General features: G+C 47.2%; 14 protein-coding genes. 6 read left to right on the top strand and 8 right to left on the bottom strand.

Going from position 1 to position 13,406, the window contains the following annotated elements; genetic code table 11:
* The first annotated feature begins 49 nt into the window (after positions 1 to 49).
* Genes AC04MQ_RS15195 through AC04MQ_RS15205 form a run of 3 tightly spaced genes read left to right on the top strand, consistent with a single transcriptional unit; the run spans position 50 to position 2,407 of the window.
* Positions 50 to 856, top strand: a complete 807-nt coding sequence (locus AC04MQ_RS15195; RefSeq protein ID WP_015091128.1) for a tetratricopeptide repeat protein — start codon at positions 50 to 52, stop codon at positions 854 to 856.
* Between the two features lie 12 nt (positions 857 to 868).
* Complete coding sequence (locus AC04MQ_RS15200; protein ID WP_475392487.1) at positions 869 to 2,017, top strand: outer membrane protein assembly factor BamB family protein; 1,149 nt, start codon at positions 869 to 871, stop codon at positions 2,015 to 2,017.
* A gap of 9 nt (positions 2,018 to 2,026) precedes the next feature.
* Positions 2,027 to 2,407, top strand: coding sequence for a hypothetical protein (locus AC04MQ_RS15205; RefSeq protein ID WP_015091130.1), 381 nt, complete (start codon positions 2,027 to 2,029; stop codon positions 2,405 to 2,407).
* On the opposite strand, the gene AC04MQ_RS15210 is transcribed toward AC04MQ_RS15205, so the two are convergent.
* The 3 genes from AC04MQ_RS15210 to AC04MQ_RS15220 all read right to left on the bottom strand — a co-directional run bounded on the left by AC04MQ_RS15210 (position 2,385) and on the right by AC04MQ_RS15220 (position 6,798).
* Positions 2,385 to 4,694: a Fic family protein gene (locus AC04MQ_RS15210; protein ID WP_475392488.1), complete on the bottom strand. Its 2,310-nt coding sequence runs from the start codon at positions 4,692 to 4,694 to the stop codon at positions 2,385 to 2,387. The two genes, AC04MQ_RS15205 and AC04MQ_RS15210, sit on opposite strands and share 23 nt — an antisense overlap.
* Before the next feature lie 143 nt (positions 4,695 to 4,837).
* Complete coding sequence (locus AC04MQ_RS15215) at positions 4,838 to 6,019, bottom strand: aminotransferase class V-fold PLP-dependent enzyme (protein ID WP_015091132.1); 1,182 nt, start codon at positions 6,017 to 6,019, stop codon at positions 4,838 to 4,840.
* 2 nt (positions 6,020 to 6,021) lie between these two features.
* Positions 6,022 to 6,798 carry an NADAR family protein gene (locus AC04MQ_RS15220; protein WP_015091133.1) on the bottom strand — a complete coding sequence of 259 codons (777 nt, stop codon included), beginning with the start codon at positions 6,796 to 6,798 and terminating at the stop codon, positions 6,022 to 6,024.
* A gap of 135 nt (positions 6,799 to 6,933) precedes the next feature.
* On the opposite strand from AC04MQ_RS15220, the gene AC04MQ_RS15225 reads away from it, so the two are divergent.
* Both AC04MQ_RS15225 and AC04MQ_RS15230 read left to right on the top strand, forming a co-directional pair.
* Positions 6,934 to 8,292, top strand: coding sequence for an MBL fold metallo-hydrolase RNA specificity domain-containing protein (locus tag AC04MQ_RS15225; RefSeq protein WP_041577598.1), 1,359 nt, complete (start codon positions 6,934 to 6,936; stop codon positions 8,290 to 8,292).
* A gap of 219 nt (positions 8,293 to 8,511) precedes the next feature.
* On the top strand, positions 8,512 to 9,096 hold the full coding sequence (locus tag AC04MQ_RS15230; protein ID WP_015091135.1) for a hypothetical protein: 585 nt from the start codon (positions 8,512 to 8,514) through the stop codon (positions 9,094 to 9,096).
* Between the two features lie 55 nt (positions 9,097 to 9,151).
* Here AC04MQ_RS15230 and AC04MQ_RS15235 read toward each other — a convergent pair whose 3' ends face one another.
* The 3 genes from AC04MQ_RS15235 to AC04MQ_RS15245 are packed head-to-tail and all read right to left on the bottom strand — an operon-like array spanning position 9,152 to position 10,798.
* A complete protein-coding gene (locus AC04MQ_RS15235) occupies positions 9,152 to 9,694 on the bottom strand; it encodes a hypothetical protein (RefSeq protein ID WP_041577600.1) in 543 nt (180 codons plus the stop codon).
* Positions 9,691 to 10,065, bottom strand: coding sequence for a bleomycin resistance protein (locus AC04MQ_RS15240; protein ID WP_015091137.1), 375 nt, complete (start codon positions 10,063 to 10,065; stop codon positions 9,691 to 9,693). Before AC04MQ_RS15240 ends, AC04MQ_RS15235 begins: the two co-directional genes overlap by 4 nt.
* 46 nt (positions 10,066 to 10,111) lie before the next feature.
* The gene (locus AC04MQ_RS15245; RefSeq protein WP_475392489.1) at positions 10,112 to 10,798 is read right to left on the bottom strand and encodes a YjjG family noncanonical pyrimidine nucleotidase; all 687 of its coding nucleotides are present in this window, start codon (positions 10,796 to 10,798) and stop codon (positions 10,112 to 10,114) included.
* A gap of 164 nt (positions 10,799 to 10,962) precedes the next feature.
* On the opposite strand from AC04MQ_RS15245, the gene AC04MQ_RS15250 reads away from it, so the two are divergent.
* On the top strand, positions 10,963 to 11,532 hold the full coding sequence (locus tag AC04MQ_RS15250; protein WP_015091139.1) for a porin family protein: 570 nt from the start codon (positions 10,963 to 10,965) through the stop codon (positions 11,530 to 11,532).
* Here AC04MQ_RS15250 and AC04MQ_RS15255 read toward each other — a convergent pair.
* Positions 11,529 to 12,374, bottom strand: coding sequence for a D-alanyl-D-alanine carboxypeptidase family protein (locus tag AC04MQ_RS15255; RefSeq protein WP_235046079.1), 846 nt, complete (start codon positions 12,372 to 12,374; stop codon positions 11,529 to 11,531). The genes AC04MQ_RS15250 and AC04MQ_RS15255 overlap by 4 nt on opposite strands.
* Before the next feature lie 28 nt (positions 12,375 to 12,402).
* Positions 12,403 to 13,374, bottom strand: a complete 972-nt coding sequence (locus tag AC04MQ_RS15260) for a phosphotransferase enzyme family protein (RefSeq protein ID WP_080602467.1) — start codon at positions 13,372 to 13,374, stop codon at positions 12,403 to 12,405.
* Between the last annotated feature and the right edge of the window lie 32 nt (positions 13,375 to 13,406).

A 13,406-nucleotide genomic window follows, 5' to 3' on the forward strand; every position in this document is an offset into this window, starting at 1 on the left:
CAAAGAACAATCTTTCCTCGTAAGTATTTATTAACAGCGAGGAATTATCTTGAGCACTAAAATTTCTAAAGACGATTTGAAGTCCCCGGATCAGGTCACTCAAACTTTGAGAAAAGGTTTTGTCTGGACCACTGGTCACTCCAAAATTGTAATCGCAGCCGTTGCTGCCTTCATCGTGTTGGGTGTGGGTTACTCCATCGCCACTCATTTGTCTGATAAGAAAGAAACAGCTCAGCAGGAAAAATACTTCCTTCTTGAAAAGGCTTACAGCACGAAAAAAAGCGGTTTTGAAGAAGCGGCTCGTGCTGAGCAGATCAATGCTCAAAGCAAAGACAAAAAGAACGTTCCGGCCTTCGATCCGGCTAAAAAAGCTTCCGGTGATCTGCAAAAGGATTACGGCACAGTCGTGGCGGGCTTTGAGTCTTTCATCAATGACGCTCCTAAAACCAAAGCAGCTCAAATGGCAGCTTTGAACCTGAGCGAAATCTATCTGACTTACAAAAAGAATGATGAAGCTGCGGCGGTATTGGCGAAAGTCGAGCCGGGTCTGAAAAGCGGCGACGTTCTGACCGCTTTGGTACTGATGCAGACTGGAAATGTTCAGGCTGACAAAGGTGACTGTAAAGCGGCTGTTGAAAAATGGGAAAAGCTGGCTGACAGCAAAAACCTGGCATTTGCTCATGATGAAGCAAAATTGCGCATGGGTCTTTGCTTTGAATCCATGAATGATCTGGCAAAAGCGGAAGCGCTTTACACTGAGATCGCTAAAAAAGAAGACATGAACACAACTGACTTCGCGGCAGCCAAAGAAGCGCAAAAATACCTGCGTTTGCTTAAAGCCAAGAAGAACCTTTAATCCGGGGAATTCATGAAGATTGTCCTGTTCGGAACTCTATTGCTGACGCTGGTTGGATGCACCACTTTGAACTCGGGTTTGGAGAAATGGAGCTCTTTAAACAACAGCAAGCGTGAGTACGAGGTCAAGGCCGCGTGGATTCGTCGCACCACTGAAAAAGACAATCTGGGCTTCCGTAAGATCAACCGTATGACGCCGGTTTTGGCTGGCGATCTGGTGATTCAGGGGAATGGTCTGGATGGGATTGTTGCCTATAGCCGCGACAGCGGTCAGGAGCGCTGGAGACTGCCGATTGAAAATGGTGCTGAACCCAGCGCCACTTTGATCCGTGATCGTTTGTTTGTGGGTGCGAGCGATGGAAACTTCTATTCTATCGAAGCCAGCACCGGCAAAGTCCAGTGGACCTTCAATACCAAATCTGAAAACCTGGCCGCTCCTTTGTTGGAAGACGGCATTGTGTACTTCCTTGCGGGCAACAGCGTATTTTACGCACTGGATGCCTCTACAGGCCACCAGGTCTGGTTGTACTCTCGTCAGGATACGTCCCAGTTCTCTATTCGTGGCGGCAGTCAGGCGGCTTTAAGCAATGGTACTTTGTACGTGGGCTTCTCTGACGGTTCCGTGGTGGCTTTGAATGCGAAGACGGGTTCTTCCCTGTGGGAAGTTCAACTGAACCGCAACAAACGCTTCCGTGATATTGATGCGACCCCGGTGGTTGAAGGCAATCAGCTTTATGTGGCTGGTTATGATGACAAGCTTTACTGCCTTTCTGTAGACAAGGGTGAAGTCCTTTGGCGCATTGAAGGTGGCGGTTATAGTGGCGTCACTATCGTGGGTGATAAATTGATCTATCCGACGACCAATGGCGAAGTCCAGGCTTTGAATAAAGCGTCTGGTGACAAGCTGTGGTCTTATACGCTGAAGGACGGCATTGCGACTCAGGTAAGAACCTACAAAGGGGTGCTTGTGTTCGGTGAATCCCAAGGCTCTTTGCGCTTTCTGGATGCCAATGCCGGCACCGAGGTGGGATCTTTCGAACCGGGCCGCGGAATCCTTTCCTCCCCACAAGTGGATGAAAAGGCGGGTCGAGTTTACTTTATTTCCGGCGAAGCGAATCTTTATGCGATCGACGCTGGTTGGATCAAAACCCCTTACTTTTAGGAGTAAGTCATGAAAAAGCTTTTGTTGGTTTTGTCAGTTATGGGATCTTTGGCAGCGTGCAGTCACGGGAACTGCCGTGCCCAGAAGGAAGCTCAGAAAAACGCCCCTAAAAGCGAGGTTGTTGTGGAAAAATCAAAGTCCACGGATCGTGTGAAGGTGTTTAAGTACGACGGATCTTTGCAGTGCGGTCAGGGCAAGAAAATCGCCCCGGCTGAAATGCAAAAAGACCTCAAGGGTATTGAGGTCTTTTCTTCATCCAATCAGAACGACGGGATGATGCGTATTCAACTTTGTGGAAGCCCTACAGGCAACGCCAATGTCTACGAAATCGATCGTAAGGACCTGGACGCTGCCCTGAAGCTGGGCTTTAAAGAGTGGTTGGCTGAATAAGCAAACGCTCTTTGATTCTTTCTGTCGGGAGAGGACCTTCTCCCGGCACGTAACGACCTTCAATCACCATCACTTCATTTGGCTTCTCGATATTTCTAAGAAGCGTTTCCATTACTTTACCAGCGGCATCCAGTCTTTGGATCAGCATCACGGCATCTGGATCTGTACCACCGATACCCATAACTTCTGCCTGACGGCCGTAAGTGTAGGCGAATTCAGGGTCAAACGCTTTCAGACGACCCAAGTCCACGTCTTTCATCGCTCTGTAAGAAGCCACGTTGATACGGGACTTCAACTGAGACTGAAGGGCTGGATCCATGTGCTTGCCGTATTCACCAACAACCATCGCACCCATGGCGAAGGCCTTACCCACCACTTCACGTTTGGAAGTGGAGTAACCGTAAGAGACACCATATTTCGGTCCGCTTCTGTGGTGGTCAATGGCCATTTCAACCATGTCACCATTCAGGGATTCTTTGTTGTACAGAGCAAAGTCATTCTTAATAGCCTCAACCAGTGGAGTGCCGGAACGAAGAGCTCTTAGCACGCTGTTGGACACCAAGTGAGATGTTGGTTTTTTGAAGTAGTCCAACAGCTCTTGACGAGTCGGCTCTTTGGTTCTGTTGGAAAGACCGCGCCATACAAGCAGCTCTTTGTCATACCAACGGTTCATTTTTGCATCCCAAAGGGCTTTGGAACCGGAACGATTTACACCGAACATATCAATAAAGTCAGGATCAACCAGGCGCAGACCGATCTGGCGTTCGCCATCTTTATCGTGGATGTAGCGAACGGTTTTTGATCTGTAGTATTCAACAAACAAGTCAGCGATACGAGACATTGCACGCAGACGGTTGTTCTGGATCTCTACTTTCAATTCAGGATGTGCCTGAACCAGGGCTTTGATGAAGGCGTTAAACTGCTCGGCATCCACTTTGGTTTGAGCATAGTTTTCAACAACTTTGGTCTTGCCCTGTTGTTTCAAAGAGATGCCAACCATCTCTGGCAGACCTGGGTACAGCAACTCTGGAGAATGCTCTACGGTCAGACCATTTTTGATACGGAACAAAACATCAGCCTGCAAGTGAGCGTTGTTAACAACACCTTTATGTACGTATTCGCGCCATTCTTTCTGGGAAACCTGAACATCCAGGAAAGGATCCACCAGGCGAACAGGAGGCAAGCCTTCCTTCGTCAGAAGATAGTTCATCAACAGGCGAGTCGTGCGGCCGTTACCATTCAATACCGGGTGGATTGCCACCAGGTCACGCTGAAGGTCCGCTACGATATCGATATATCTGTGTTCATTGGTGCCGATTTTAACTTCGCCCAAAGCCGCGCGCTCAGCATTGAATCTTTCGAAACGCTGTTCAACCAGGGCTTTAGTGAAGGCCTGTTCCAGGGCCGGGGTGCCCTGACCATTCAAAGACGTGCCGTTTTGTTCACGGTACGCCATGATTTCTTTATAAAGCTCCGGGTGGGAGTTTTTGATGATATCAACAGTGGCTTGTTTCGGAGTTGTTACATATGGATAGTGAATACGGCCGCTGACCAAAGTGGTGTCGCCATTTTCCACAACCATGTCACGTTTGGAACCCCAGATTTTTACATTCTTCCATACGCCTTCATTCAAAGTGCTGCCTTCGCGAGCGCTTTCAACAAAGTTCAGGTAAGGATTTTCCAGGACTACTTGAGCTTCTTTCGGCGTCATTTTGAATGCGCCAGCTACGTTACCCATCCAATGACCATTGCGCCATACGCCCAATTGGTCTGCACGGATGCCTTCAACGCCGTTTTCCATAATGCGCTTATGGATCTCTGGCAGAAGTTCTGCGGTGATTGGAGGCTGTTCTTTTCTTAGGAAATTATCACGAGCGCTCAGGAAACCTTTAAATGGAGCTGCCTCAGCTTCGCCGCGATCGTAGATCTTGGAAAAGTCCATGGCTTCGCGTTTGCCTTCAAGGAAGTTAGGCAAAAGCTTTTCAGCTGTGTGCGTGTAATCGAAGAACTCGACTGAAGCCAGAAGATGTTCAACCTGGGATTTGCGCTGTGGGGCCAGCTTGTCCAGGGTTGCCCAAAGGTCTGCTTTAATAGTTTTAAATTGCAGCAGTTCACGAGGAGTTTCCGGCTGTTTCACTTCAGAACGCAGGCCGAATTCCACACCGCGGGCTTTAACCTGCGGATCTGTAAAGACATACTCACACATCTGAGCGGCTTGCGCCGGGCTCATAAAGCTGATTGTCAGTAACAGGGACAGCATGAACTTAAACATCTTATGCACAGGCATATAGACTCCTCTTCTTCAGAAGGATACTAAAGCAACGCCCGTGCTAGGTTATAAGCACTACGTTGGCCCTAACAGGGGAGGGATGGGGGACTCCCCGTCTCATTGTGAGAAAGAGGCAATTTGCGTCGACGGCTGTCAATGCGCTAGACGAACTTCGAAAGTGACAAGATGGCAGCATCCAGTTCTGCCTGAGTGTTATGAATATGCGGAGTCAGTCTTAAAACCGGAAAGCCTGGAACCCTTGGAAGTCCCACTTGCAAAGCAGGCTTTGAATCACGGACAAACAGGCCGTCAAATTCGATTCCGGGAAAACTCTCGATCTTGTAACATAATAGACTTGAAGCAATATCTGAATGACGGTCTTTAAGTGATTTGATCTTGAATTGATTTAAGCCGTCTTCAAGATAGTTCATACGTTTTTGAATTTCGGTTCTGATAGTGTCAGGTCCCATCTGATCCCAAAAATCAAAACAAGCTTCCAAACCATACAGGCTTGAATAGCTCATTGAATGGGACCACAGCATGCGCGCCGCAAACGGATGATCACAATAAGCACCCATCCCAGGCAAAATCTTTTCTTCCGTGGTCCAAGACCCATAAGCTGGCTGCATTTGATTCTGAAGTACAGGATTCACCCAGGCAAACGCTGTGCCTTTGGGACCCATAAACCATTTATGCAGATTCCCGGCATAATAATCGACGTTTTGAAGGTCATTTGTGAAGTTTAAATCCAATAACCCGGGTGCGTGAGCACCATCAACCACCAGTAAAACGTTTTTAGCTCTTAATGCGGCCGCCAGTTTTGCCAAAGGTACAGTCAGGCCATTGCCGGTAAAGACATGGCTGACGACGAATACACGGGTTTTACCCGAGATTTGCGATACGACCTTTGAAACCACTTCATCCGCTGAGATTTCATCATACATAAAATCCGCATTGATAAAGCGCACAGAAAGACGGTCTTTGCGGGCCTTGAAATGCAGAATATTTACCACCGCACCGTATTCAAAGCTGGTCGAAAGGATTTCGGAGTCTGCAGGCAGCTGCAAACCCATGATGATTTCATTTAAAGCCAAAGTGACATTGGGGCGAAGAAACAGATCCTGAGGCCGGGCTTTGATGAAACGTCCCAGACGCTCTTGCAAGACCCACAGGCGAGCCCAGGCCGCACCATACCCTTTAGATGTGTTGTGTTCAAAAGTCCCAACCTCGGCTTTTTGCTGATCGATAACGACCGATGGGCACAAACCCAGGGTGCCGTTGTTGAGATTCACAAACGAAGTGTCTTTGTATTTCTCAAAAGCAGCGGTGAAATCCTGAAACATAATTACTTATTACGACCTTTACAGGTTTTCAAAGACAGATCTTCGTTGGTCACCAAAGACAACTGATTGTTTTTCAGCTGTTCGCGGATGTCCGTCCACAATAAATAGTAATGCCATTCACGGGGGGATTTTTCCGAAACACCATGGTCGGGGAGAAGCTTCAGATCATTTGTTTTCACCAGAACATCCAAGACTTCAGGGTTCTGGCGCAGCTTTTCGATCAGGGCTTCAAAGATCAGATTATAATGCTCAGCGGGCTCTTTAGTCGCAAATGGAAACACTTTGCCTTCAAAGGTCACCCAGTTGGCGTCGTTTTTTTCCATCAGGAAGTTGGCGTAACCACCAGCGCTTTTTGCGGCATAGCCATTCATCTGGGAAACTTGTTCGCGGGTGTATTTCCAGTTCTTGGCCCAAGCCCAGCGAGGATCAGTTTCGGTCTCTGGGTATTTCATCATCTGCCAGAAAGCTTCAACCGTTGGATAGCAAACTCCATGGAATACGAACGAAGCTTCCGCGAAGTTTGAAAGCAGACCCAGTTCATTTCGTTTGCTTAGAACAACTTCCATACGGCCGGCATCTTGGGGAAGGATTTCCCAGGATTTGGCTTCTTCGCGCGGAACTTCTTTCCACCAGTGCGCCGGATATGGAGCTTTCCAGGAATCATCGGCTTTCGCGGCAGGTTTTACACCTTGGGTGGGCTTTTTATTGCTGGAATCTGAACAAGAAACCAGAAATGCTGTCAGAAGCACAAACAATGATACGAACGTCGTTTTAGCCATAAATCCCCCTTACGCAAAAACGCCCGCAAAGACTAGCGGACCTTCCGCGTGAATACAATTCTGACCGCACGCATAAAAGGTCAAAATACGGTCAGATTTAGGGCTATTCTTAAAGAAATCGACAAAGGGGAGCTTATGGAAGTTGGATTTTTAGGCGCAGCCGGAACAGTTACCGGGTCTAAGTTTCTGGTACATAATAACAGCACTCGAATTTTAGTCGATTGCGGCATGTTCCAGGGTTTTAAAGAACTTCGCGAACTCAACTGGGAGGACTTTCCGTTTGAGGCCCGTGATATCGATGCTGTCGTTTTAACTCACGCGCATCTGGATCATTGCGGAGCTTTGCCTTTGTTGGTTAAACGAGGTTTTAAAGGCCGAATTTACTGCACCGAACCAACGCTGGAACTGACGAAAATCATCTTACTGGATTCAGCCAAGATCCAGGAAGAAGACGCTGAATACGCCAACAAAAAAGGTTTCTCCAAACACAGTCCAGCACTGGCTTTATATACCATTGAAGATGCTGAAAAAACGCTGCCTCTTTTAACGCCGGTGGATCTGCACACTGAATTTGATATTGGAACTTTGAAGGTTTATTTCACCAGCAGCGGTCACATTTTGGGGGCTGCTTCAGCATGGATTTCAAACGGTGAAACCAGTATCCAATTTTCCGGTGATTTAGGCCGTTATAATGACCCTTTGATGCCACCACCGGAACCACCAGTGCATTCAGACTATGTCGTGATGGAATCCACCTATGGGGATCGCGATCATTCCAAGATCACTTCAAAAGAAGTCTTAAAACAGTGTATTTTAGAGATCGCAAAAACACGGGGAGTGTTACTGATTCCTAGTTTTGCCGTGGGAAGAGCTCAGAATCTGTTGTTTGAAATCACGGAACTAAAAAGAGACGGGGAGGTCCCCGCCCATATCCCCGTTTATTTTAACTCTCCCATGGGTCATGAAGTTGCAAAATTATACGAACGCTATCACCCGTTCCAACGTCTGGCTTCGGGACAGTTCGCTGAAATCATGTCTGAAGTTCATTCCGTTAAAACCGCCGAAGAATCCCGCGCTTTAAATGATGATAAATCCGGGCCTAAAATCATCATCGCAGCCAGCGGCATGTTAACTGGTGGCCGGGTTTTACATCATTTAAAAGCTTTCGGCCCGGATCCAAGAAACATCGTTTTGCTGGCAGGATTTCAAAGCCCCGGAACCCGTGGATACAGCTTGTTGAATGGTGCTAAAGAGATCAAAATCCATGGTCTTTATGTAGAGATTAACTGCAAAGTGGTTCCATCGGATTCATTTTCAGCCCATGCAGACAGAAGTGATTTAATGACCTGGTTAAAGCAGGCTCCAGAGGCCCCAAAAAGAACGTTCCTGGTGCATGGGGAATCCAGCGCTGCAGATGAGCTTCGTAAACGCATCGATAAAGACTTAAAATGGAACGTTTCAGTGCCCAGAATGAATCAATTCGTTAAGACCTAGGGCCATATTCAAATAAACCCCTCTACCCATTGTTACATAATATAACTTATCAGAAGATTGTATATCCCACTTCAACCGTGGGTTTTTCATCGAATTGACCCTGAACTGGTTCTGGCTTTACATTCAAAAGCATCTCTTTAAAGGTTAATTAATATGGAATCTTGCCCGCTTTGTTCAAATCAATCCCAACTTCATTCCGAACCATTATTTCCGGCTTGGATGAATGCCTCTGAAAACCCGACTTTGAATATCTGTGGGACCTGCCAAACACGCTTTGAGCGAAATGCTGCCTTCACGGTGGAGTTTTTCAAAGAACGTGCTTTCTTCAAGAAGCTTATTGAGCCGGATTATTACGACACTTTTTATGGCTCTGAACTTCACCTTAAACGATCCCGTATCGCTTTGTTGTACTTCCTGGTGGGTCTGAGTTTGAAACAACATCTGATTCTGGCAAATCAGGGCGAAGACCTTTTAGGTGGCAGTTTTGATCGCTTGGCGCATGATTTTAATGGCCGTTTTATCGAGGAAAATGACTATCACCTTTGGGCGGCATTCAATCCGGAACACAGCGAGATTATTTCGGCCCCGGTGCGAACCCGCATTGAAGGTTTAAATGCCACCGAATCCTGCATTTTGGGATATCATTTCTTTCTGATCACAGATCAGCGTCCTTTGCCGGCGAAGTCTTTGATTCTGCAACTGGAACAAGAGCAAGACCTGACCATTATGCATGCGGGAATTGAAAAAGATATCTATGAGGACTTCGAAGCTTTCATGGAAGAGTTCAATAGCCGCAAAAAATAGTTTTGTATCAAACGGGGATAGTGAAAAACATCTCTCCCCGTCTTCCCCTGCTGGTTTATTTACTAAAAACTTCTGGTTTCAGGATGATTTCCTGACTCTCTGTTGTGATCGCTTTTAGATATTCATCACCAGCATTCAACCCCAGACTGACGGTGGCGACTTCATATAAATTCCCGTGCTGATCTTTCAGAATCAAATGACGAATGGGTCCAGATCCTGAATCCATCGTTTTGATTCCATGCTTTGTTACGGCGATCATTTTGACCAGTTCAAATTCCATGTCTGAACTGGCATCCACGGTCTGCGTTTGCATGTTTTCAATTTGATATTGATAATGGATGGCGTGTCTGGCTTCGACAAGTTTGTTGGTGATGGCGCCCATTTCTGCCAGGCATTGATATTCTTTATCGATCCCGCGCACCACAGCCGCAGGTCGAATCAAATGTATCTTGGCACCGGTAAAATCGGTCGGTATGGTCTGAGCTTCTTCGGTATAGACACAAGACCTTACCAAGGATCCATAATAACAATAGCGCAGGCCCAAAAACACACCTGCGACAATAACGATCCAAGAGCTTATTTTCCATCTGGTTTTCATTCAAAAGACTCCCCAAAACGGATGGCATTCAAATACGGATCATCGATCTGCATTTCGTTCATGCCCCAGAGTTGCCTGGTCAGTTCATATCTGAATACAACTCCGCGGTCTTTGAACTCTGAAAACAGGTTTTCAACATTTTCAACACGGATATAGCAGCTGCTTTGGCTCCCCAGATTCTTTGCATCAGTTTCAGAAGCGGTTCTCCAAAAATGAATTTCGCAAGACCCGCGCTTTACGGACAAAAACCCGTGCTCAATCATTTTCGCAACAACTTTAAAACCCAGTTTCTGTTCCATGAACTGAGCTGTTTTTTCAATGTCACCAGAAGGTAACTGCGGAATTGCAGGAGATAAATTAGCTGAATTCATTATGTTTCAATCCTGTTGCTGTTTTCTGTCGTAATCAATTCTGGCCTTAAACCATTTTCTTCAGTTCAGAAAGATGCATAATTTCCATTTGTGGCGGGACTTCGTCGATTTCAATTTTAACTTTTCCGGGATTGAACCAGCAGGAATCAATACCGAAATGATGCGCCCCCAGAATGTCCGTTTCAAGCTTGTCGCCAACCATCAGGGTTGATCTTTTATCAAACTTACGGGCCTGTTTAACGGTGTATTCAAAGAATCGAACATCGGGCTTCGCATAGCCGGCTTCTTCAGACACAGCCATAAAGCTGACAAAAGGAGCCAGTTTCGAGCGGCTGAGCCGTTGAACCTGAGTGGCTTGAATCCCGTTGGTGATAATTCCAAGCTCGCCTTTGCCGCTTAAATATTCACATAGCTCCACGGCGTGATCGATCAACACAACAGCTTCTGGCAAAGCATCCAAATATCGGTTTGCCGTCAGGACCGGATCGATTTCAATGGCGTGGACTTCAAACAGCTTGCGGAAACGTTCGATCTTTAAAAGATCCTTGGTGGTTTTTCCCTGTTCAAACTGTTTCCACAAAGCGGCATTTTCAATCTGATAAGTCCGGAAAAGGTTGTCCAGATCCGAGGTCAAACCCACTGAATTCATCGCCGAAACAAAAGACAGCTTTTCAGACGCTTTAAAGTCCAACAACGTGTCATCCAAATCAAAAAGGAACAAATCGTATTTCATAATCTGATCTTAAATTACTCCAGAACATCACGATACTCGTTTACCAGCCCTAAAGCCATACCCAAGTCCGTATGCAAGGCATTCTCCTGTCGTAACGTCCTGTAAAACTTCCCGCCCAATAAGCCGATTAAACAAATGCAAGACAAGTCCAACAAGGGGGCCTTATGAAAATTCAGATCCTAACTATTCTGGCGATGCTGATGGCAACATCCGTGGCTTCCGCCCGCCAATTCACTCTGGTAAAAGGTTCTGGCTATGCTATTGAGCCTTTGTACGGATATGAAACTGTCTATCGCAGCAGCCCCAGTCCGCATATCGCAACCCGCGCGATGTATGGCGTGCGCCTGTCGGCCGGCGTGGATCTGCTTTCCGGTGAAGCTGAGTATTCCCGTGCCTCTGATACCGAAACTTTCTCTGGCACCCCGGAAAAGGTTTATCACGAGGATGAAAACTACAAGCTTGGTATTCGTTCGACCTACAGATTCAATCAATATTTCTTTTCTTCCGCACGTCTGGGAGCCCAGGCCACTAAAGGGTTTGAAGAATCCACATCCAGTGGCGTGGTCACAAGAAAAGACAAAGACCTGAAATACAACCCTTATGCCGGTGCTCAGTTAGGTGTGAAGCTCGGGGTGTTTTCAGTGAATTTAAGCGCCACGATGGTCTTCAGAGACTATTCCGACCTGTCTAAAAATGATGTGCAGCACACGCTGTCTTTTGGTGTGGGCTATTAAAAGGCTTCCTTTACAATCCGAGGCTGACTGAAGGCAAACTCCAGCAAAATCCTTCCGGCAGCAAAGCGATCCTGATTGCTGGGCGCCCCCAAAACAACGGCTATATAACGCTCGGACTTTTTATCCGGGCGTTTGTTTTTTCGCGCACTGACCATCACACACCAGCCTGCCGCCTTGATATGTCCGGTCTTCATCCCATCCACCGGCAGTTTCGAAAACAGCAGGTCATTGGTGTTTTTCTTGTGGAAATCCCGAAAGGTCAGATCTTTGCTGGACGAGTATTCAAAGTACTCGGGGAATTCCTGGGAAATTCGCACTGCCAACAATCCCAGGTCCTTCGCCGTGGAATAGTGTTTATCAGTGTACAAACCCGAAGCGTTAGCAAAAAGACTTTGAGTCATTCCCAAGCCTTGCGCCGTCTTGTTCATTTGCTTTGCAAAAGCCCTCTGGCTGCCTGAAACAACTTCGGCCAACACAAGGGCGGCGTCATTGGCTGAAGCCACTATAAGCCCTCGCAAAAGCTCATCCACCGACACAGACTCCCCGACCTTTAAAAACATACTGGACTCTTCCGGCCGATGGACGATTGCACTGGCAGAAACCTTCGCCCGGTCCCTGCGGGAAAGCCGACCTTCGCGGATCTCAGATAAAACCATATACGCTGTCATCACTTTGGTTAAAGAAGCCGGTGGAAGCGGTTGATCTTTATTAAGTTCCGCCAGGATCTGACCGCTGGAGGCATCCAGCAACACCCAGGACAAAGCATTCACCGAAGGCAGGGCTTGCGCCTTCACGCAGAAGAAACACACAAAAAGAAGAAGCAACCCCTTCAGGCATTCCATAAAGCCATCATACACCTTGGGGATTATTTTAAAGGGTCTTTGTCAGTTGCGCCCAGACTTCAGAGAAGGGCTTGTAAGCGGTGTCCGGAATAAACACACGGGCGCGCTCGTTGCCATGAAGATAGATTTCTTCCTGAGCCCAGACATAATGATCACAATGACAGCCCCAGGCTTTCGCACCATCTTCAAGTTCTTCCTGAGGCAATGGATTCAAAGCCATGTAAGCTTCCAAGAAGGCCGTGGTCAGATCCGGTTTCAGATCAAACATGTAAGAAGCCACACGGGCCACTTCAAAACCCCGGGGCATAAAGACCGCCTGATCCCAGTCAATCACGCCGCAGACAGTTTCTTTTTGGAAAAACAGATTTCCCTGATGAAAGTCCCCATGCAGAACCTGAGCTGAATACTTTGGAACATAAGAATGCAGACAAGCAGGATTTCGCATCCACTCGCGCTGATCTTTAAGGCGATACAACACCCATTGATCGGCTTCAGACAAATGCGGTTTTTGTAAAATAACCGCTTCGATTTTATCCAGACGTGCAATCCATTCCTGGGCGTCCCAGTTCAAGGAGTACTTGCGATAACCCACATCCGGCAGTGGTTTTAATACTTTATGCAGACGAGCTAACATGGAACCTGCAGCTCTGGCATGGGTCAAGGTCAGGTCATTTTTCTTCACCTGATGCCCTGGAGCTTCGAAATACAAAGCCCCATACTTGCCCTTAAATTCAACCAATGAAGTTCCATACCGGGAAGGCAGCGTCTGTACCGCCGGCAGATTGTGAGCCGCCACAAATTCAATCAGAGCATGCTCACGCTGCACCCGGGATTTGTCTTCGGTTTTATATATTCTTAGATAGAAGTTACCCAGAGAGGCTTCAACCCGGTATACCTGATTGACGGCCCCGTTAAGAATCTCCACGACCGAACGAATGGCCCCTAAGGGCCATAGCTCCAATATCTCTTGCAAATGCGGCAATACGGTCGTGCTAGTCATTCGCAGTTCAGAATACTTTTTTTCTGGACCAA

Source organism: Bdellovibrio sp. MYbb2 (assembly GCF_056175685.1).